Source organism: Chryseobacterium sp. CH25, assembly GCF_004119455.1.
GTDB lineage: Bacteria > Bacteroidota > Bacteroidia > Flavobacteriales > Weeksellaceae > Chryseobacterium.
Genome location: NZ_NRQT01000013.1, coordinates 65,660 through 86,505, shown reverse-complemented (window position 1 = coordinate 86,505; position 20,846 = coordinate 65,660). Strand labels below are relative to the sequence as shown.

26 protein-coding genes are annotated in these 20,846 nt (G+C 35.6%); 6 read left to right on the top strand and 20 right to left on the bottom strand.

Annotated elements, in window-relative coordinates:
• Window positions 1-46: 46 nt before the first annotated feature.
• Together BOQ64_RS21450 and greA are read right to left on the bottom strand one after the other, a co-directional pair.
• Window positions 47-436, bottom strand: a complete 390-nt coding sequence (locus BOQ64_RS21450; RefSeq protein ID WP_129059274.1) for an HIT family protein — start codon at window positions 434-436, stop codon at window positions 47-49.
• Window positions 437-493: 57 nt separating this feature from the next.
• Entirely contained in the window at window positions 494-964 is a 471-nt protein-coding gene (greA, locus tag BOQ64_RS21445; RefSeq protein ID WP_089739696.1) for a transcription elongation factor GreA, read from the bottom strand.
• 109 nt (window positions 965-1,073) lie between these two features.
• Here greA and BOQ64_RS21440 point away from each other — a divergent pair, with 109 nt between their 5' ends.
• From BOQ64_RS21440 to BOQ64_RS21425, 4 genes are all read left to right on the top strand, one after another.
• Entirely contained in the window at window positions 1,074-1,532 is a 459-nt protein-coding gene (locus BOQ64_RS21440; protein ID WP_129059273.1) for a hypothetical protein, read from the top strand.
• Window positions 1,533-1,540: 8 nt separating this feature from the next.
• Window positions 1,541-1,990, top strand: coding sequence for a D-aminoacyl-tRNA deacylase (gene dtd / locus BOQ64_RS21435; protein ID WP_129059272.1), 450 nt, complete (start codon window positions 1,541-1,543; stop codon window positions 1,988-1,990).
• A gap of 13 nt (window positions 1,991-2,003) precedes the next feature.
• Entirely contained in the window at window positions 2,004-2,600 is a 597-nt protein-coding gene (locus BOQ64_RS21430; protein WP_129059271.1) for a hypothetical protein, read from the top strand.
• A 208-nt stretch (window positions 2,601-2,808) separates the two neighbouring features.
• Window positions 2,809-4,464 carry a S8/S53 family peptidase gene (locus BOQ64_RS21425; RefSeq protein ID WP_129059270.1) on the top strand — a complete coding sequence of 552 codons (1,656 nt, stop codon included), beginning with the start codon at window positions 2,809-2,811 and terminating at the stop codon, window positions 4,462-4,464.
• A 199-nt stretch (window positions 4,465-4,663) separates the two neighbouring features.
• On the opposite strand, the gene BOQ64_RS21420 is transcribed toward BOQ64_RS21425, so the two are convergent.
• The 9 genes from BOQ64_RS21420 to BOQ64_RS21380 all read right to left on the bottom strand — a co-directional run bounded on the left by BOQ64_RS21420 (window position 4,664) and on the right by BOQ64_RS21380 (window position 10,800).
• Window positions 4,664-5,176 carry a hypothetical protein gene (locus tag BOQ64_RS21420; RefSeq protein ID WP_045501846.1) on the bottom strand — a complete coding sequence of 171 codons (513 nt, stop codon included), beginning with the start codon at window positions 5,174-5,176 and terminating at the stop codon, window positions 4,664-4,666.
• Window positions 5,177-5,237: 61 nt separating this feature from the next.
• Entirely contained in the window at window positions 5,238-5,777 is a 540-nt protein-coding gene (locus BOQ64_RS21415; RefSeq protein ID WP_129059269.1) for a hypothetical protein, read from the bottom strand.
• Between the two features lie 172 nt (window positions 5,778-5,949).
• On the bottom strand, window positions 5,950-6,639 hold the full coding sequence (locus tag BOQ64_RS21410; protein ID WP_129059268.1) for a DUF1361 domain-containing protein: 690 nt from the start codon (window positions 6,637-6,639) through the stop codon (window positions 5,950-5,952).
• A gap of 9 nt (window positions 6,640-6,648) precedes the next feature.
• Window positions 6,649-8,019, bottom strand: a complete 1,371-nt coding sequence (locus BOQ64_RS21405; RefSeq protein ID WP_129059267.1) for a DUF4173 domain-containing protein — start codon at window positions 8,017-8,019, stop codon at window positions 6,649-6,651.
• Window positions 8,020-8,041: 22 nt separating this feature from the next.
• The gene (locus BOQ64_RS21400; RefSeq protein ID WP_129059266.1) at window positions 8,042-8,527 is read right to left on the bottom strand and encodes a Coq4 family protein; all 486 of its coding nucleotides are present in this window, start codon (window positions 8,525-8,527) and stop codon (window positions 8,042-8,044) included.
• 11 nt (window positions 8,528-8,538) lie between these two features.
• On the bottom strand, window positions 8,539-8,832 hold the full coding sequence (locus tag BOQ64_RS21395) for a hypothetical protein (protein WP_129059265.1): 294 nt from the start codon (window positions 8,830-8,832) through the stop codon (window positions 8,539-8,541).
• Between the two features lie 72 nt (window positions 8,833-8,904).
• On the bottom strand, window positions 8,905-9,195 hold the full coding sequence (locus tag BOQ64_RS21390) for a winged helix-turn-helix domain-containing protein (RefSeq protein WP_045492574.1): 291 nt from the start codon (window positions 9,193-9,195) through the stop codon (window positions 8,905-8,907).
• A gap of 70 nt (window positions 9,196-9,265) precedes the next feature.
• Window positions 9,266-9,883, bottom strand: coding sequence for a hypothetical protein (locus BOQ64_RS21385; RefSeq protein WP_129059264.1), 618 nt, complete (start codon window positions 9,881-9,883; stop codon window positions 9,266-9,268).
• Between the two features lie 152 nt (window positions 9,884-10,035).
• Window positions 10,036-10,800: an enoyl-CoA hydratase/isomerase family protein gene (locus BOQ64_RS21380; RefSeq protein ID WP_129059848.1), complete on the bottom strand. Its 765-nt coding sequence runs from the start codon at window positions 10,798-10,800 to the stop codon at window positions 10,036-10,038.
• 346 nt (window positions 10,801-11,146) lie between these two features.
• Between BOQ64_RS21380 and BOQ64_RS21375 the strand changes: the two genes are divergently transcribed.
• Window positions 11,147-11,698, top strand: a complete 552-nt coding sequence (locus BOQ64_RS21375) for a phage tail protein (RefSeq protein ID WP_129059262.1) — start codon at window positions 11,147-11,149, stop codon at window positions 11,696-11,698.
• A gap of 32 nt (window positions 11,699-11,730) precedes the next feature.
• Window positions 11,731-12,552, top strand: coding sequence for a T9SS type A sorting domain-containing protein (locus BOQ64_RS21370; RefSeq protein WP_129059261.1), 822 nt, complete (start codon window positions 11,731-11,733; stop codon window positions 12,550-12,552).
• An 84-nt stretch (window positions 12,553-12,636) separates the two neighbouring features.
• On the opposite strand, the gene BOQ64_RS21365 is transcribed toward BOQ64_RS21370, so the two are convergent.
• The 9 genes from BOQ64_RS21365 to BOQ64_RS21330 all read right to left on the bottom strand — a co-directional run bounded on the left by BOQ64_RS21365 (window position 12,637) and on the right by BOQ64_RS21330 (window position 20,813).
• Window positions 12,637-13,326: an SMUG2 DNA glycosylase family protein gene (locus BOQ64_RS21365; protein ID WP_129059260.1), complete on the bottom strand. Its 690-nt coding sequence runs from the start codon at window positions 13,324-13,326 to the stop codon at window positions 12,637-12,639.
• Between the two features lie 10 nt (window positions 13,327-13,336).
• Window positions 13,337-14,116 (bottom strand): DUF4241 domain-containing protein, encoded by a 780-nt coding sequence (locus BOQ64_RS21360; RefSeq protein ID WP_129059846.1) that lies wholly within the window; start codon window positions 14,114-14,116, stop codon window positions 13,337-13,339.
• A 156-nt stretch (window positions 14,117-14,272) separates the two neighbouring features.
• Window positions 14,273-14,434, bottom strand: a complete 162-nt coding sequence (locus BOQ64_RS24970; protein ID WP_410494489.1) for a bacteriocin-like protein — start codon at window positions 14,432-14,434, stop codon at window positions 14,273-14,275.
• A gap of 180 nt (window positions 14,435-14,614) precedes the next feature.
• Complete coding sequence (gene paaZ / locus BOQ64_RS21355) at window positions 14,615-17,110, bottom strand: phenylacetic acid degradation bifunctional protein PaaZ (RefSeq protein ID WP_129059259.1); 2,496 nt, start codon at window positions 17,108-17,110, stop codon at window positions 14,615-14,617.
• Window positions 17,111-17,227: 117 nt separating this feature from the next.
• Entirely contained in the window at window positions 17,228-18,055 is an 828-nt protein-coding gene (locus BOQ64_RS21350) for an alpha/beta hydrolase (RefSeq protein WP_129059258.1), read from the bottom strand.
• 20 nt (window positions 18,056-18,075) lie between these two features.
• Window positions 18,076-18,669, bottom strand: a complete 594-nt coding sequence (locus tag BOQ64_RS21345) for a transferase hexapeptide repeat family protein (protein ID WP_129059257.1) — start codon at window positions 18,667-18,669, stop codon at window positions 18,076-18,078.
• A gap of 97 nt (window positions 18,670-18,766) precedes the next feature.
• Window positions 18,767-19,972 (bottom strand): 3-oxoadipyl-CoA thiolase, encoded by a 1,206-nt coding sequence (gene pcaF / locus BOQ64_RS21340; protein WP_129059256.1) that lies wholly within the window; start codon window positions 19,970-19,972, stop codon window positions 18,767-18,769.
• Between the two features lie 110 nt (window positions 19,973-20,082).
• Window positions 20,083-20,496, bottom strand: a complete 414-nt coding sequence (locus BOQ64_RS21335) for a PaaI family thioesterase (RefSeq protein WP_129059255.1) — start codon at window positions 20,494-20,496, stop codon at window positions 20,083-20,085.
• A 2-nt stretch (window positions 20,497-20,498) separates the two neighbouring features.
• Complete coding sequence (locus BOQ64_RS21330) at window positions 20,499-20,813, bottom strand: hypothetical protein (RefSeq protein WP_129059254.1); 315 nt, start codon at window positions 20,811-20,813, stop codon at window positions 20,499-20,501.
• Window positions 20,814-20,846: the final 33 nt, after the last annotated feature.

The following is a 20,846-nucleotide window of genomic DNA, read 5'->3' as shown; positions in this document are numbered from 1 at the left end:
GTTAAAGAAAATCGTAAAAAATTACTTTTTTACGATTTTCTGTGTGTTAAGAATTAATAATTGAGTTTTGAATCTCTGTATATTCTTCGTTCGTTAATTTTAGTCTTTCATTTCTGAAGTTCATGTCTTCCATCTTGTTTAAAGGAATAAGATGAATGTGAGCATGTGGAACTTCAAGTCCTACAACCGCTACTCCTACTCTTACACATGGAATTGCAGTTTTGATCTTCTTGGCTACCTCTTGGGCAAATCCCCAAAGGTTTTTGTATTCTTCACTTTCAAGATCAAAAATCAAATCCACTTCTTTTTTCGGAACTACTAGAGTATGTCCTTTCACCAAAGGCATTGCGTCAAGGAATGCGATAAAGTTATCATCCTCTGCAATTTTATAAGAGGGAATTTCGCCATTGATGATTTTTGTGAATATAGTGCTCATTTTTATAAAAGTTAGAGATTAAATACTGGAAGTTTAGAAATGAAAGGGAATATCAGACTATAGAGTAATGTCTAATACTTCAAAAGAAAGTTTGTTTCCGTTTGGTAAAGTAATTTCAGCGGTTTCACCTTTCACTTTACCTAATAACCCTTTCGCAATTGGAGTGTTTACAGAAATCCTTCCTGTTTTAAGGTCGCTTTCGTTATCTGGTACCAATGTAAATACCTGCTCTTGTTTAGTTGCATTATTCTTAAGCTTCACTGTAGTTAAGATAGAAACTTTTGAAGTATCTAATTGGCTTTCGTCTATAATTTTAGAAGTTGAGATAACATCTTTCAGCTTGGAAATTCTCATTTCAAGCATCCCCTGAGCCTCTTTAGCCGCATCATATTCTGCATTTTCAGACAAATCTCCTTTGTCTCTAGCTTCTGCGATCTGCTGAGTAATTTTTGGTCTTTCCACAGTTTCCAACTGTTCCAGCTCAGCTTTCATTTTCTCAAGGCCCTCCTTTGTTACATAGCTTGCCATAATTTTCAAAATTTAGTTTTAGTATAAAAAATAATCCGACATTTGCCGGACAATGTTTTACGTGTTATAATCGTTTAATTTCTACAAATATATAAAAATTTAAATTGAAATGAAAAAAACTTTTTCGATATTATCTATTTTCATTTTATTGATTTTCAGTAACTTATTCATAAACTCATGTGGAAGTAGAGAAGATACGGTGAACTGTTTTCCAAACAATCCAATCAATGTTACTTTGAATTTAAACCTTCCTGCTTATAACGCTTTAAATTATGATGACGGCTGGATTTATGTAAATGAACAACAATCCGGAACCAGAGGATTAATCATTGTTCGCGTAGGAAATACATTTAAGATTTATGATCGGAATGCCCCTCATTTATGTCCCGATAATGGTACAACCCTTGAGGTAAAGGATAATATTTCCATTTTATGTCCAAAGGATGGCACCAAATGGATATTAAGAACCGGTCAGCCATTGGATGGAGCAAAGACTTCTCTTCCTCCCAAGACCTATACATCTTATAATTATGATCCTGCAAGCAAAGTTTTAAATGTTTATTATTAAAATAAAAAATGAAGATTGTTATACAAAGAGTCTCTGAAGCCAGTGTAAAAGTAGATGGAAAAATAGTAGGAGAAATAGCAAAAGGTTTAATGCTGCTGGTAGGTATTGATGAGAATGATGAAAAAGCGGATGCAGATTGGTTAGTACAGAAAATACTGAACCTGAGAATCTTTGGTGATGAAGATGACAAGCTCAATCTTTCTGTAAAAGATATTTCCGGAGAAATCCTGTGTATCAGTCAGTTTACTTTAATTGCTGATTATAAAAAAGGAAACCGTCCTTCTTTCATCAAAGCGGCTAAGCCTGATAAAGCGGTTCCGTTATTTGATTATTTTAAAGAAGAAATCGCAAAATCCGGTCTGAAAACTGAAAGCGGTATTTTTGGGGCAGACATGAAGGTTTCATTAATCAATGACGGGCCTGTAACCATCGTTATGGATTCTATTACCAAAAGCTGATAACAGAATACGGATGAGGAACAAAAATATTATTATCGTTTATCTTGTAGTAACCCTGGTTTTCCTGAGTGAAGTTGTTTTAAATTTTAATCAATACAGCTACGCCGGATATTACACAGATAAAATTATCGGATGGCTTTGGCTGGCACTGACTATTTTTATTATCATCCGGCTTTGGAAGAAAAAAGCAATAAAAGTTTACTTTGGACTTTTGGTGGCTGGAATTATTTTGAGCATTCTCCCCATGATGCTTCCTTTTTTCGCTCTTGTAAGCTATTTTTCAACCATTGACAGCTACCAGAGGATTTCGCTTAATAATGACTATCGAATTGAGAGATACCGTCCCGGAGCATTATCCAAGCCACAAATGGCAATCTATCAACAGAAGGGTATTCTTGAAAAAAGAATCAGCAAAACGCCTTATGTAGAAATTTTAGAAAGGGTTGTACAACGTCCTTCAATTGACATCCCCAGTGAAGAACAAAAGGAACCTATTCAAGAGGCTAAATTCATTAATGCCAATAAAGACAGCATTGGGATTGAATATAAAATCATGAACAAAAAACAGATTTTTTATCATCAATTCACTGAAAATTCAGCTGAAATATAATCAGATTAAAAACCCTTTATATACACAATGAAAAATACCTTTCAGCAAAACTGAAAGGTATTTTTTTATCAAGACTATAACAAATCCTTTTGCACAAAGGCAAAATCAACCTATTGAAAAATAAATTCACAAAAACGTGATTTGTTTTCATTTTATTATTAATTTTGAGATTATCCAAATCAATTCACAACCATTTAATAAAAATAATATGAAAACAAAAATCAAACTTCTTACATTATTGGTGTTCTGTTTCTTCCTTTCATTTGGACAATCTCCGTCAGATCGCACTACTCAGCAAAATGATCTGATCTATGTATGCTTTTCAAAAGACATTTCTTCAGAAAAGGATGCACTCAGCAAAAATCCTGAACTGGAAAGATTCGCCAGAGAAAATAGAATATCATTCACTTATGATCTGGGCTTCAGTAATGAAAAAATTAATGAAATGGCAGCTAGCAGCAGACGGAACGGAAATTCAGAAGAGTCTGTTCAAAAGCTGAAAAGAATATTTAAAGCTAATGTTCCTGTTCAGGATGGAGATTCTTTTAAAAGACTTATTCAGACCCTTGAAAAATTTCCTGAAATAGAATATGTTTCTGTGATGAGCAGTGCTCCTGTTGAACCCCCTTTAGTTAATATGTTTGTAGCAACTCCGGACCTGGAAAACCTGCAGACCTACCTGAATGACAATCCTGGAATCAATGCAAAATATGCATGGTCAAGAGGAATTACCGGGCAAAACATCCGAATTCGTGATGTAGAATATGGTTTTTACAAAACCCACGAAATGTTAACCAACCAGAATTCTATTCAATTGGAGCCTGGCTATTCTCCTAATTCAGGGCTGGCCAACAATAACTACAGAGATCACGGAACTGCTGTGGTAAGTATTTTAGGATCTGTAAAAGATAATATAGGTCTTACAGGAGCTGTTTACAATGCTTCGGAGATTAAAGGGTATATGGAATGGACAACGGTTGGATATAACAGGGCTTCTGCAGTAAGCAGATCAATCAACGCTTCTCAGGCTGGGGATGTTATCCTCTATGAAATGCAGACGGGTGGAAAAGACGGCCAGTATTGTCCTGCTGAATATGACAGTGTAATCTGGGATCTTACAAAAGCAGCTACAGATTCCGGAATTATCATCATTGCCGCTGCAGGAAACGGAAACCAGGATCTTGATGATCCTTTCTATGCAACCTACAGAGCAAGAGGAAACAGTGGTGCCATCATTGTAGGAGCTGGTACTCCTAACACTACCCATTCCAAACAAAGCTTCAGCACTTATGGAAGCAGAGTGGATGTACAGGGCTGGGGAAGCAGTGTTCTGGCAGCAGGATACGGATCATATGCAAAGTATGATAATGACAATAACAGAACTTACAATTATTTCAGTGGAACAAGCTCAGCAACACCTACAGTAGCTTCTGCTGCGGTACTGATCCAGTCTTTTTACCGTCAGACAACCGGGCAGAATTTAACTCCGGCTGCCATGAGAAGCCTTCTGGTTTCTACAGGAATCCCACAGGGTGGAACTGATGTTAATAAAAAGATTGGTCCGCTTCCGAATGTAAGAAATGCTATTTTACAACTGGAAGGTACATCTAAAGCTTCTGCCAAAGCTTTACCTGCATTGGAAGTAAAAGTTTATCCTAATCCATCAAGTAGCTATATAGCCATTCAAAGTACTGAAAATAAAAAGTTGAATATCGAAATCATCAATATGAATGGAAGATCAGTCATAAAAAGCACCGTATCATCCAATGAAAATATTAATATTTCTGAGCTTCCTATGGGCCAATATATCATTAATATCAATGAAGGCTCAAGACGGGTTGTGGAAAAATTCACCAAATTATAATAAAAGGCTGGAAGATGGAAGAATGATGCTGGAAGTTACTCTTAGCTCTTAACAGTACCGAAAGGTCTGATAAAGCTATCTTTAAAAATTAAATTGCAATTTTATATAAGTAATGACAACTTCCTTCAATTCCTCTATTCAAAGCAAAAAACTCCTTTCAGTCACTGAAAGGAGTTTTTTATTCTTAACTCTTATACAATTATTTTGCAGGAACACTACTGAAATTAAGAGCTACTTTAATATTCATATCTGAAGAAGTCTGGTTCTTCAATTCATACACTGTTCTTACGGTAAGCCCTGAACTTTTTACAATGCTATCCAAAAATCCTGTATCATTCAAATCCAGACTCATGCTGGAAGAATTTGTTGAAATATTAGAACGGGAAGCAATTAACCTCTCCCCTGTTCCGCTGGAAGATACATATATTTTAATCGTTTTAAATGCACTTAAATTTCCACCTGAAGGAGATGCTACAGAGATTTTTGCATCAGAGATTCTTACATCTTTAATCTGAGCATTATTATTTCCGCCAAACCAAGTCTGCACGTTAGTAGCTGTAGCGGTGGAAGAAACTTCTTTATCAGCAGGCACACCTGTGGAAACTAAAACATTCGTTGTATAGGGAAATGTATTCTGAACCAGCGACTGTACGGTTCCACAACTTACAAGTACAGCTGAAGCGGCCATTGCTGTTAGAACTATATTTTTCATAATTTATAAATTTAAACTTTTCAGATACTAATTTGCAGAAACTGTACCAAATTGATTCAGCTTACTCAATGCTTACTGTAAAATGTCCTTTGGAGTTTCCGGAAGCCATATTACTTTTCCCGATAATCAGCCACACTTCACCTCTTTCAGGAATCTCGTAGGTGATCTCTCTTCCAAAAGGGCCATCATAATTTCCATTAGGAAGTTTTATCTGGTTGAATCTAATATTAAAATCTTTCTCTTTGGTTGAAATCTTAGCTTTAATATTAGGTTGTGAAACATTGGTAAGTTTTAAAATAAGCTCCTGATCATCATTTTTAAATTCTTCTCCTAATGTGAAAGGAAGCTGAGAGGCATCTGCTGTTCTTATAATCTGACCTTCTTTTTCATTTCTCATCACCCCTTTACGTAAAACCTCTTTAGTAGCAGGAGCATTGTTAATAATTGAATCTTTCTTTTTCAGTGCTACAGAATCTGATTTATAAACAGAATCCGGCATTTCCGTTACTATTGTTGAATCCTTCTGAGGTACATCAGTTACAGCAGGATCCTTTTTACATGAAATAATAATCAATGGAATTAACAATAAGCTTTTTTTCATAATAATTAATTTTGAGGAAGTGAAAAAGATGGAGGCTGGGAGATGAAAGTTATTGTAGTTTTCCATATTCCTGAAAGCCTTTTTCAGTAGAAGTTACCAATACTAAACTTCCATTTTCAACACAATCCTGATTAAGCAGTCCTTTTTAAATGCTAAAATTGTTCCAACTCTTTTAAAAGATTGTGCTTTTAGGTTGTACAAGCTTTTCGTTACTATTACTGATGAGTTTAAAAGTGAAATACATAAAATTGAGCATAATCCCCATCAAAAGGGTAACACCCCATGTTTTTGTATATTCCATTGGATAGATAAACCGTACCACAATATCATTGAATAGCCCAAACGGATTGTTCAGAATATCCCAACTGTTCCATCTGAGAAATCTTCCAAGATACACTCCAAAGCTGCTCATGAAAAGAAAGAGAATTACAACCCCATTGATGGTTCTTTGTTTACTGTATCCAGACAGAAGTTTTTCAATATCAATAAGGCTTAAAAAACCACAGATCAGTCCTGTCCAGGCATAGGAAAGGATCACGATCAGATCATACCATATAGGAATGGTATTTCTTACTTTTAAATGAAACAGATCGGTTAGGATATAAGGTGAGTTGGGGAAAAATAAAATCCACACAATAATAATGAAAGCCAGGGATATCTTACTTTTAATATTGAATGCCATTATAAAGGTACTCAGCAATAAAGGAATCCATGCAAGGAACAGGTTCCAGTTCAAGAAGAAAAACACTTTTGTTTCGCTGATATAATATCTGAAAAGGGAAAGACTTAAACAAAACAAGGTCATAAATACCAGCAAAGCATTCATCTTAAATCTTGGAGATTCTATTAACTTTTTCATCATGTTTTCTTATTATTCGATGGTTTGATAATAGATGATCTTTGAAAGGAAAGATTTCGATTTTTCTATCTTAATTTTATTCTGTAGATCTCTTTTAAGCTTTAGGTTATTCTTTTCATCAGCATATCTCATCAGACTTTCATAGTTGAAATTAACGGATGTCCAATGATAATCTAAATCAAAGTTCTTACGGGTTATATTCTGTGAGGTCATAAAACCACCCCAATTGATATAGCTGCATATCAGGATTGTTCCGTAAAAGTACCACGCCATGGTATTGAAAAGGAAGGCATTTCTTTTCTGTCTTTGAATTTTAATGAAGGTTAAACCAAGCCCCACTAAAGATAAAAGAAGGAATGCAAAAACCCCCAGCCTTTTATAGGTAAAAGCATAGTTCACAATATATTCATAGTTTTTGGCCGCAGCAGACAGGATCAATACAGCATTCAAAATAATCCAGACTTTGGCTAAAATTTTCAGTAATCTGGCTTTAGGATCAAAATTGAATCCTGATTTAAAGTAGAACATAATTACCAGAATAGCCATCACGATAGATAAAATTACTGCATTAACACGCTCATGGGTTTCTTCTGAAAGCTGTACAGGAGTTTTTGAAACTTCATAAAACTGCTCATAGTTGTAGGTAATAATGAAAAATACCAGCAGAATATTCAGGCAGAAGAAGGATACTACTCCACTCATTCTTTCGGCCTCCAAATCCAGAAAAGAATAGGTAGCCTTGGGTTCCTGAGCACTTTTCTGAAAATCATTATCCAAAAAGTGATGGTTTTTATAAATCAGTTTTTCAACAGCATAATTCCAGAAGTTAAAGGCAATAATAAAACCTAAAACAGTAAGACAGAAGACCTGCCAAAGATCGATATCCAGTTCATAATCTGTGAAAAGAGCTGCAAAATGATCACTTCCTGCTGCATAAATTCCAAAGAAAACAGAGATAAGAATTAGTGGGATGATCACAAAGGCCATGATTTTCTGCCACATTCCCGGAACGTTTCTTTGGGGCAGCCATTTATCCAGCATAAAAATTCTACAGATTGAGGTAAAGCCATTGATTATAAAAACAGGAATCAGAAAGAGGATTTTCATTTTCCTATTCCTGGATTTATAAGCTAATAAAAGAAGTGAACTTGCCACTGCCAGAAATGATGGAAAATCACCATACCACGCAAACGCAATTCCTGAAAGTACACTTGTAGCTGTCAGGATATAAAATGTTCTGTTTTTATTTCTTTCAGGGGTTTTAAAGAAATTCAGAGTAGCATATAGAATTCCAAGAATTCCAAAATTCAGCCCTAGATCCTGATTGTAGAACAGGATAACAAACAGGGCTGTTGTGAGAAATATATAGTGATGTGTTTTCATAAGATGTAGAGTTTAATAGTTTTTAGTGTAGAACAACCGGATCTTTCTGTTGGATAAAGTCTTTCAGGTGTTCAAAATTCTGCCATAGCAAGCTTTCAAAATCCCATTCATAAAAAGCTCTCATTGTTTGTCCTTTCCGATAAGCTTTAATATAAATCTTCACATATTCAGGAAGGATTATGGTTCCTAAAACAATAGCTGCCAAAAGATGGGCATTGAGCTTACCGTTCCCAAGCAAAAGATACTGCATGGCAATTTCATCCTCGAAGTTGGTTCCACAATCGGTAATTAAGTGATGAACATCGTGATTTTCCATTTTAGGAATCATTGAAAACCCATGTTTATGGTAGAATTCACCTAATTTTCTTCCCAATGAATCTTCCTTAAATTCCAACAGCTGCCTTTCATTGAACTGCCATTGTCTTTTTTTCTTCTTAAAGTATTTTCTGTAGAGCTTTTGTGTTTTATCATATACAAAAAGCAGAAACTGAACACATATTTTTTTCATAGTGTATTATTTTAATTAAGGTTAAGCCCTATTAAAGCATAAATTATGGCTATTGGAATATTAATCATCAGTATACCTATAGCTTTAAGACAGGCATCAGATCTTGATGGAATAAAAACAACAGATAAAAGAAGTATAAGTATGATCAAAAGATTCAGAGCCGATCCAAAAATGAGTAAGAGAAACCCGCCTATAGCAAAATCTTCATCCTTGGTTATTAAGTATCCAAACAGACACATATTTCCCAGTAAAAAGCAAAGTCCAAAAACTGACTTTCCTATATTAATAATATCCTGATCTTTCATATTTATAAAAATTAAAATCATTTCAAAACAAAGAACTTTGAATTACAAAGTAAAAGTTCAAAAAATATAGAGTTATCGTCCTAATAATTTTTCAAGCGCATCCAAATGATCTGTAAAAGCCTGTCTCCCACTTTGGGTAACGCGGTAAGAGGTTTTGGGTTTCTTCCCTACAAACTCTTTTTTTACTTCAATATAGCCCACTTTTTCAAGGGCATTACTGTGACTGGCAAGATTTCCGTCTGTAATCTCCAATAATCCTTTCATTTCAGAGAAATCAACCCAGTCGTTTACCATAAGAACGGACATAATACCCAGTCTTACACGGCTTTCGAATTCTTTATTGAGCTGACTTATTTTGATCATAATAGGTAATGACTGCAGATATCAGGTGCTGCTTGTGAATATTGGCACCTAAGAAGCTGCAAAGTTAATTTTATTTATATTTTTTATGCATAATCAATCCGTAGACAATATGCAAAATCCCAAAGCCAACAGCCCAGAAAAATAATCCCCAGCCTAGAAAAAACAGAGAAAATAATCCAAGAGCAACTTCACAGTATCCCAGGTATTTTACATCCGGCAAGGTGTATCTTTCGGCACTTATTAAACCTAATCCATAGAAGATCAAAGTTGTAGGAGCAATCCATACTACTAAATGATGCTCAATAAGAGCTGCACAAAAGATACCTCCAGCAGCTAGAGGGACTGCAAAGGTAACTAAAAGTCGTTTGGTAGTGGCATCCCAGATCTTTAATCCTTTCTTTTTACTTTTATTAGCGGTAAAAATATAGCCACTGAAAACAGCAACAACCAAAACTACCAACCCAGTAATCACCAACTCTTGAACCAATGCTGTTGTAAAACTAAGTCTACTACCATTAATATACTCCATCTTTTTACTTTCCATAGCAAAATAGGCATATCCGGCCCCTAAAAGTGCTACAACACCTGCCACCACTCCAGAGAGGCCACTCAAAGAAATAAATCTGGAAGACCGCTCCATCATGGAACGGATATGGGATAAATCTTCGTGATAATTTTTCTGATCCATAAAAAGAACTTTGAATTACAAAGTTATAATTTATTTTGAATCTGCAAAATATTTTTTTGATATAAATAAATCAGTTCAGACCTCATCTATTTTCAGCCAACAAAAAAGCCGCTGAAATAATCAACGGCATCTTATTTTATATGAACTGAAAACTATTTTGCTCTCAGTCTTTCTTTAATTGCTTCAATATTCTTTTTTGCAGAGTCTTCTAAGATAAGGCTGGCACTCATGTGAATTCTTGCTGGCATCAGTTCATTAAAATGATCAGTTCCTTCCCATGAAACTTTTTTAATCAAAGCCAGAGCATCACTGCTTCTTGATGCTAAAGTCTGTAAAAATTTCTCCAATTTTTCATCCATTTCCTGGATATTTTCTGAAACAGAGTGATATACATTATGTTGTTCTGCCCACTCAGCAGATCTGAAATCAGCATCAATAGCCATTGCTGAGAATTGTGATTTGCCAATCTTTCTTTCTACATAAGGTCCGATTACAAAAGGTCCTATTCCTAAATTGATCTCTGTAAGTGCCAATGCAGAATCTTTTGTTGCAAAACAGTAATCGGCACCACAAGCAATTCCTACTCCACCACCTGTAGTTTTCCCCTGAACTCTTACCACCACAATCTTTCCGCAGTTTCTCATTGCATTCAGAACTTTGGCAAAACCACCGAAGAATTTCGTAGAAGCTTCAAGCTCTTCAATGGCCAAAAGTTCATCGAAACTTGCTCCTGCACAAAATGCTTTTTCACCTTCACTTTTTACTAAGATAGCTTTTACCTCATCTTTAGCGCCTTCATCTAAAATAGTCTGAGCCAATTTTTCTAAAATTGCTCCCGGAAGAGAATTACTTTTTGGAGTTCCGAAAGTGATTTCGGCAATATTATTTTTAATTTCTGATACTACGAATTCGTTCATTTTAATTTTTATTGGATTCTTACAAAAATACTAATTACAGCGCTTTTAGAGAAACTTAATGCAGATAAATTCACCTTATTTTTTAAGCTGAAAATTGAAAAGAAAAGACAGGAACTCGCTCTTGAACAATTACTTGTTAGCTTGTATTTTAAAAGATATAAATTCACTCTTCAAGAATATTAAAATATCTCTTTACGTAGAAATACGTAGTCTGTAATTTGGTATTTTCTACGCTAGTACAGCCTTCTGATTAGTTGTTCCTTTGGATTAGAAAATAAACAAGTAAACGGCGGAATCTGAAAAGCCAACAACAGAGTAAGAAAACTAAAGGCTAAAAATATTTATTATGGACGAATACATTGGAATTGTAAAATTATTTGCAGGAAATTTTGCCCCAAGAGGATGGATGTTCTGCGATGGCAGACTGCTTAGCATTGCTAACTATTCTGCGGTGTTTTCTATTCTGGGAACAACCTACGGCGGAGATGGAAGAACAACATTTGCACTTCCTAACTTAAAAGGAAGAATGGCATTAGGAGCAGGAAATGTAAATGCTAACGAATTCTATCCTTTGGGGGTAGTGGCAGGAACTACTCAGAACACAATCCTGACATCAAACCTTCCAAGTATTGGAGCAGGATTTCAGCTTAAAGTGGCCAATAAAAATGCCAATACATCTACTCCTACAGCCACAGCATCTATTGCTATAACAGGAACACAGGTAGGAAGAGATTTCAATTTTGTTCCAAGTTTTGTTAATAATGCTGATCCTGATACGATTATTAACAATAAGAGTATTGCTTTTGTGGGACAAAATCTGCCTGTTAATAATATGCCTCCTTATTTGGGACTCAACTATATCATCTGTGTTGAAGGAATTTATCCTCCGCGAGATTAATATATCATAACCTAATATTTAAAACAAAAATCATGAAAAGCACTACTATTTTTACAATTTGTAGTCTGCTCATTTCAATTTTTTCATTTGGGCAGACCAGTACAGAACAATTTGAAACTGAATCCAACGCGAATACAAGCTTCACTGATAATGGGGTAATTTTTAACATCATTTCCCATGTAAGTGTTTTTGACATTCAGGCAAACTTCCCAGGAACAGGCTGGAGCGGCACCGCTAATGATAACCGTTACATTGATAATTCTAATAATACTGAGACTCCACCATCATTCAGTATTAAGACCACTTCTAATTTATTTAAAGTAAACAGATTCTGGATGTATCTTTCAGCATTGAATCTTGATCTGAATGTACAAGGATCTATTACGGTAACCGGAAAACTGAGTGGTGTAACAAAATTTACCCAGACAAAAACAAATGGGTTTGCTACAAGTTTAGGCAGTACGAATGGGTATACCTTAATTGATCTGACTAATCTGAATGGTCAAAATTATTCCAACATTATTATTGATGAGCTTCGTATTACTGCAAATGGAGCCTTCAGGTATGTTGCTTTAGATGCCTTCACATGGGTTAAAGACAGCAATGTTGTTTTAGGAACCTCAGAAAGTAAAATTTCTAAAAAAGAAGTAAGTATCTATCCTAACCCTACCAACGGACCTCTTACAATTAATGCAGAAAAAGGGTCAGAGGCTAAAATTTACAGTAATGATGGTAGGATACTGAAAACTCTTCAGGTTCAAAAAGGAACTAATGAAATTAATATTTCAGAACTTCCGAAAGGTGTTTACTTTATCAAAACACCTACCGAATCCACTAAAGTTATTAAAAATTAATATTTATAAGTTCCATCCGAGCTTGTTCCCACAAAGATTCTAATTCATGAAAACAAAATCCCTTGATTGATATTAAGGGATTTGTTATTTATTTTTTAAAGCTAAAATATATTTATCTATATACAGCTGCTTTTCCTTGGATTTGTATTGCTGAATATACCGTGGATGCTCCAGAACAGTCATTGAATCGAAAAGTTGAGCTTCCTGATTGAGCTTTGAAATAAATTCGGCATTCTTCTTCCCGAGGATAAAGACTTCTGAAGTATCCAGATTCAGGCTAATATGTTTTCGTAATGATTCAATCATGAAATCTTTTACATCCCGGAAAAGTTCTTTATCATCATAGTAATTGGCATTAAGCCAGCCGTTCTTTGTTTTTCTTACGATGGCCAATGGAAATGGAGAGTTGATATAAACCTCTTGATAAAACAGATCTGCACCACCATAATCTGCAATCATATCATACACAAATACTGAAGACACTTCATGGGTATGGGTAGATTTCATCTTTATTCCACAGACACTTTCCAGCCTTTTTGTATCTGTAAAAGGAACTCCTGTTACACCTGCTCCATGTCGACTGGGATTGATCCCTATAATAAATTTCCTTTTGTTGGAATCATTATAATATTTATGATAAAACTTTTGCATCACCAGCTTTGTCTCCGGGTTGTCGAGATATGGATTCAAGACTTCAAAGCCATCAGGAAGATTTCCTGAATAGATTAAATTCTCATTGAATTCAATAACCTGATCTGCAAAAGTTTTATCCATGAATCAAATTTTATCTCAGAAAAACGAAATTATCTGATGGCCCTGAAGGTTCATCATCTTCATCCTCTTCTTCTTCGTCATATTCTGACAATTCTAATTCAATATCAATAAAATGAATATATAATCCACATAATTGATCATTCTGGTCATAAGCAAAATAAACCGGATACACTCCGTCTCCTAATCCGCTTGCAAATATTGGAATCTGATATTCTGTACCAGGAACCGTCCAGTTAATCCAGTCTCCCAGATCTCTTTGGTTTTTAGGACTTTCTTGATAGCTTTTTGCAAACAGGGCTGCAAAATAATCGTCATAAATATTCTCTACATCCAGCTCTTCAAGAAACTTATCCACATGAGGAACCACTTCAGGATCGGTGATACAGGCTAAACCAGCATCTACATTAAATCCAAAAAAAGCATCTTCATTAGCATCATCAATATTTTCAATTCCAATTAAGGCTTCCCTGTAAAGAACCGGCTTTTCTTTGGTAAACTCTACTTTTGCAGCAGCATATCGATCTCCCCAACCTTCCAATTTTGCTACAGCAATGGTTACAGGAAAGTTTCCTTTTGGAATCTCAACAAAGAAAGGCTGCTCCTTCTGATTCAGATACACCAGAGGATCTCTTACCACAACTTTTCCTGATGGTAACGAAACATTTCCTATTCCCATTGTTTCCATCTTCTGCTCCATAATTTCATCTGAGGTAAAATAGGTCTCAATATCTACAGGAGATACCAGTTTATCTTTTATCTCTTCCCATTTTTGCATCCAACTTTCGTTCATGATTATTTTTTGAATTGATTTTAACCCTGAAAATAATGAATAAATACCGTCTCATCAAACAAGGCTATGATTTTAACAAAAGATTATAAAATAAACCAGCAAGCCGTGATGATGACTTGCTGATTGTTATATTATTTAATTTTAAAATTGATTACACTAAGAATCTGCACATATAACACAGGCTCCTAATATGTCTGGCCATCTTCCAGGAATACAACATGTTCCCCTTGGACAAGAATGAGGAGTACAATTCCATATTGGACCGGCTCCTTTAAGAGATCTCAATTCACTTCTTGAAAGTCTTTTTAAGTTTTTCATAGTAATTAGTTTTTGATATTCTCTCCTACTCTATATGCTTTTCGGATTTCGCCTATTAAAGTTAATCATTTTTAATTAAAAACCTCATAACAAACTGATATAATGAAAGTTTCCTTATAATCAAATAAAAAGCAGCAAATTATTTCTAAAATGCTGCTTTATGATATTTCTTATTTTGAATTAAATCAATCCAAACTGTTCAAAATGATGGGTAAAGTGTTTCTTATGCATCAGTTCCCACATCTCTTTATTCAGTTTTCCGAATACAAAATTCATGTGTTCTGCCTGTGGATTTTCTTTGTAATACACTACAAATCGTTTCAGGTTATCAATGAATGACTGTTTTGCTGCTTCCAGATTTTTATGGGTAAGTTCCGGAAGTGAACCATCCTGTGGTAGGAATGGAGCTGTAAAGTCTTTTGGCATTGCTCTGTGATTGTAAAGAGAATCCTGCCATTTTTCAAGATGTTCTTCAGGAGTGAAACATTTCTCTGCTTCAGGTTCTCCTAAACTTACCAACACTCCTTGCTCTAAGTGTTCAATCATTTGCTGTGGAGACATTTTACCCCAGGTAGCAGGTGTACTTTCCGTTAATCCGCCTAATATTTTTTGAACATTTTTCACATTCAGATCAATAAAAGGGGATTGTTTTGCCACCAACGTTAAGATTGTAGCTACACAAACTACCTCATCTCTCTGGTTGATTACCTCAACCAGCCATTTTACCACTCCAGATGGGATATTTCTTCCTTTTACTCCTCTGTTGATCTTTTCTTTTGCTGTTAAATAAACCGTAATAGTATCACCAGCATATACAGGCTTAAAGAAACTACATTCTTCCAACCCGTAATTTGCAATTACAGGTCCTTTTTTACCGGAAACAAATAATCCTGCAGCTGCTGAAAGGATGAAGTATCCATGAGCAACTGTTTTATCGAAAATAGTTCCTGTTAAACTTGTAGCATCAGTATGCGCGTAGAAATGATCCCATGAAACGTTTGAGAAGTTTACGATATCTGCATCCGTAACAGTTCTTCCCGCTGTTTCAAGAGAGTCTCCAACTTCAACTTCTTCAAAATATTTCTGGAAAGGATGCTTATCTGAGAATTTTTTCTCTGCTCCTTGCTGATAAATCTTCGTAATAGCCTTCAATACATCCGGAGATCCCTGAATAGCTGTTTTTTGTAAGAAGAAATGAAGACCGCTCAGACCACCCATTTCTTCACCACCACCTGCTCTACCAGGTCCACCGTGCATTAATGTTGGAAGTGGTGAACCGTGACCTGTGCTTTCTTTAGCATTATCTCTGTTTAACACGAAGATTCTACCATGTTGAGAAGCCATTTTCCATGACGTTTCTGCAATAAAGTTTTCATCGTGAGAAACGATTGATCCTACCAAACTCCCTTTTCCTCTTTTTGCCAAAGCAGCTGCTTCTTCAGCATCTTTGTATGGCATTAATGTAGATACCGGTCCGAAAGCTTCTACATCATGAGAGATATTTTTCTCGAAAGGTTTGTCATTCAGGAATAATTTAGGGCTCATAAATGCTCCGTTTTCATAGCTGGCATCTACTAACTCATGTTTTCCGTCATAAACAAGTTCTGTTTCTGATTTTAGGATATTTACTTTTCTTAAAACTTCTTCGTATTGCTGTCTTCCCACCAAAGATCCCATTCTTGTTTCTCTGCTTAATGGATTTCCGATCTTTGTTTGATCTAAAGCTTTGGATAAAGCATTCTGAACGTCACCAATTAAATGCTCTGGAACAATAATTCTTCTGATTGCCGTACACTTTTGACCTGCTTTTGTGGTCATTTCATTACGAACTTCTTTGATGAATAAATCAAATTCCGGAGTTCCCGGTTTTGCTTCCAATCCAAGAATTGAACAGTTCAGTGAATCTGCTTCCATATTGAAACGAACGGCGTTTCCTGCAACAGATGGTAATGATTTCAGTTTTCTTCCTGTTGTTGCAGACCCAGTGAATAATACAGAATCTCCATCCTGAACATAATCCAGAATATTTCCAGGTTCTCCACAAACTAATTGTACTGCACCTTCAGGAAGCACTCCACTTTCAATCATATCCTGGAATACTACATTCGTAAGGTAAGATCCGAAAGGTGATGGTTTCACAATAGATGGTACTCCTGCTAACAACGATGTTGATAACTTTTCCAGCATTCCCCAAACCGGGAAGTTGTAAGCATTGATCTGTACAGAAACTCCTTCACTTGGTGTTAAAATATGGGTACCCAGATGAGTTCCGTTGGCAGAAATCTTCTGAGTATCTCCATCTACCCAAAACGGAGTGTTTGGAAGCATTCTTTTTGCTAATCCTGAATAGGTAAAGAAAGTTCCGAAACCTCCTTCAATATCTACCCATGAATCAACGTGTGTTGCTCCTGTTTTGTATGATAATTCGTAATATTTTTTCTTTCTTTCTAACAGATAAAGTGCCACTTTTTTCAACATCTCTCCACGGTCGTAGAACGTCATTGAAGAAAGGTTTTTGTATCCCACTGTTCTACCGTAATCAAGAGCCTGTTCAAAGTTAAGCCCTTCCGTATCAGAAATAGCTACCTGCTCTCCTGTTACAGCATTGTATAGAGGAATTCCAGCTCCGGTTCCTTCTACCCATTGTCCGTAGATATAGTTTTTTAGTTTTTCCATATAGAATTTAATTTAACAATGTATCAATCTAACAGTTTACCAATAGATGCTTCGACTCCGCTCAGCATGACAAATGGCCGCTATATTTTTACAATGGTATCTTTTTATATTTATAATTTATTTTGGTTCCTGATACGGAAACAGCTTTACTAACCCTTCATATAAACTTCTGTGAAGAATGGTTGCATGATTGTCTGTTTCCATCATTTTATATTCTACCGTCCAGTTTTTCTTTCCTGCTTTTTTCAAAACATCATAAAAATTTTCTGCATCTTTTATCATCACAGGATGTTCCCCTTTTCCAACAGACACATAAACGAATTTCTTCGTATCCGAGGATTTCGAAAGTAATTGAGGCGCCTGCTTTAAAAGACTTTCATCATCCCACCATAAACTTGGACTGATGATGAAATAGTTGTTGAACATTTCCGGTTTTTTCAATAAAATCTCTGTTGCCAAAAGCCCTCCAAGAGATTGCCCGAACAGATATTTTTCTGTTGTTTTAAACTGACTTTCTACATAAGGCTTCAGCTCTTTTTCAAAAAAGGTGATAAACTTATCTGAATGCCCTGTTGTAGGATAATCTTTCTGTAAATCTTTCAGATCTGTATGGAAAGTAAAATCTCTTTTTCTGTCTATATTGGCAATTCCTACCACTATGGTTTCCGGCATGGAATACATCTGGTTAAAGAACTGTGTCAACCCTGTAACGTGGATAAAATCTTCATTCATACTTCCATCTAAAAGATAGATGATTGGGTATGCTTTTGCTTTATCAAAATTTTGAGGAAGATAGATATTCAATGTTCTTTCCTCATTCAGTGTTTTAGACTTAATCGTCCTCACTTCTCCTATTGTAAGCGGTTTGGTAGCAACAGTCTGTGCTGACACCATAGAATTTACCGCAAACATCATACTGCATACAAGAGCAATTTTCTTAATCATATTTAATTTTGAATGGTTATTTATTTCACATCATCCCAAATACTGTAATCTACAATCTTTGTAGGAGTCTGCTGAACATATTCTGTAAAAGGCTCACAAGGTAAAATAGCTTCTTTTCCTTCTCTGGCTAATTCCTGGTAGAGTTTTGTTCCTTCTGTTTTCCAATGAATCATTTCATCAGAAACATCACGGATAATTTTTGCTGGGCTTCCTACAATCAGTTTTCTGGGCTCACATCTGAAATTAGCGGGAACGAATGCTAAAGCTCCCACAATACTTTCATCACCAATATAAGCTTTGTCCATCACGACTGAATTCATACCGATTAAACAATTCTTTCCGATATGTCCTGAGTGAATAATCGCTCCGTGCCCAATATGGGCTGATTCTTCCAAAATGGTTTCAATATTCGGGAAAACATGAAGTGTACAGTTTTCCTGAACATTAGCTCCGTCTTTAATGATAATTTTCCCCCAGTCGCCACGGATTACTGCATTGGGACCAATATAGACTTCTTCACCAATTTCCACATTCCCGATAATCACTGCCTGTGGATGAATATAGGCAGAAGGTTTTATGATGGGACGGATTCCGTGATATGAGTAGATGTTCATATTTTTTAATTTGAAAGTTTGAGAATGAGGTAATTTGAAAATTAATAATGTCATTAAACATTTTCAAATTCTCAAATTATTCCATTTTCAAATTGATTTATACTTTTTCAATGATCATTGCATAGCCTTGTCCTACGCCGATACAAAGGGTGCACAATGCGTATTTTTTATCCTGTTTCTGAAGTTCCATAGATGCAGAACCAATGATTCTTGCTCCAGAAACTCCCAGTGGATGACCAATGGCAATAGCACCACCATTTGGATTTATTCTTGCATCATCATCCTGTAAACCTAAACTTCTTGTTACGGCTAAAGCTTGTGCTGCAAAAGCTTCGTTTAGTTCAATGATATCCATATCTTCCAGAGACAAATTTAATCTCTTTAATAACTTCTGAGTAGCTTCTACAGGCCCGATTCCCATAATTCTTGGTTCTACTCCGGCTACAGAAGATCCTAAAATTTTAGCTTTTGGTTTTAATCCGTATTTTTTTACAGCTTCTTCGCTTGCTAAAATTAATGCAGCAGCTCCATCATTCATTCCTGAAGCATTTCCTGCAGTTACTGTTCCTTCTTTTCTGAAAGCCGGACGAAGTTTTCCTAATCCTTCTATGGAAGAAGTTGGCTTAATAAACTCATCCTTTTCAAAAACAATTGGATCTCCTTTTCTCTGTGGAATTTCAACTTTTACAATTTCTTCTGCCAATCTTCCACTTTCCTGAGCTTTAGTTGCTTTTTGCTGAGACCAAAGGGCAAATTTATCCTGATCTTCTCTGTTGATTTGGTGCATATCCGCTAAGTTTTCAGCAGTTTCACCCATTCCGTCCACACCATACATTTCTTTCATTTTCGGATTGATAAATCTCCATCCGAAAGTGGTATCATACATCTGACTGTCTCTTCCGAAAGCAGCACTAGGTTTAGACATTACATAAGGAGAACGCGTCATATGCTCTACTCCACCTGCAATATAAATTTCACCTTCACCAGCTGCAATAGAACGGAAAGCATTTGCTACTGCAGACATTCCTGAGGCACAAAGACGGTTTACTGTTTCACCTCCAATTTTATAAGGAAGTCCAGCCAATAAAAGCCCCATTCTGGCTACGTTTCTGTTATCTTCTCCTGCCTGATTGGCACATCCGAAGATCACGTCCTCAATTTCCTCAACAGGAACTTCAGGGTTTCTTGCTACTACTTCTTTGATAACAATAGCAGCAAGATCATCTGCTCTTACTTCTGATAATCCTCCCTGTAATTTTGAGATGGGAGTTCTGACATAGTCTATGATGTATACGTTGTTCATAATTTTAATTTGAAAATGAGGCAATTTGAGAATTTGAAAATTTCAGGTAAGTAAAAATTAATGGAATTCAATAACTTTCAAATTATCCCATTTTCAAATTTTCGATTTTTTTATAATTCTGTTACTTTTTTTCCGATTTTATATACAGTGCCTACAAATTTGGCAATCAGGTCATTGTTCTGGTTGGTAATCTTAATGTCGTAAACAGCTGTTTTTCTGGTATTATTCACTAAAACGCTTTCTGCTCTGAAAACGTCACCTTCTTTTCCTGCTTTGGTAAAATTGATGATACAGTTTAAGGCAACAGCTGCATCTCCTGTATTGTTGGATGAAAATGCCAGTGCAGAATCTGCAAATGCAAATGTTACCCCGCCATGAACGGTTTTAAGCCCATTAATCATATCTTTTTTGATGGGCATTTCTATCAGGCAATAGTTTTCTTTCACTTCAATCATTTTGATATTCATCCATTGGGAAAAATAATCCTGATTGAACATATAATCTGCAACTTGTCTTGGATTCATGTCTATATGTTTGTTATTTCTTCATATAATTCATCGGATAATTTATCATAAACACTCATAGTTTTACCGAGAATCACCTGTTCATATGTAAGATGAGTATCAGAATGGCCAGAACTGTTTTCTTCTTCATACACTGCATTTAAATCAATCCCATTTTCATTGGCTAACCTATTAATCAGCATCTTGTATTTTTCATTAAACTCTCCCAATAATTCAAGTCTTTCCTGACTCTCCATGGAAGATGCTTCCTGAGTTAAATACTGTTTTTCAATCGCAAGCCTTGTTTCTAATTCAGCTCTGAATTCTTCTATATTCATTTATTCAATCTAATAATTTAACAATGTAACAGT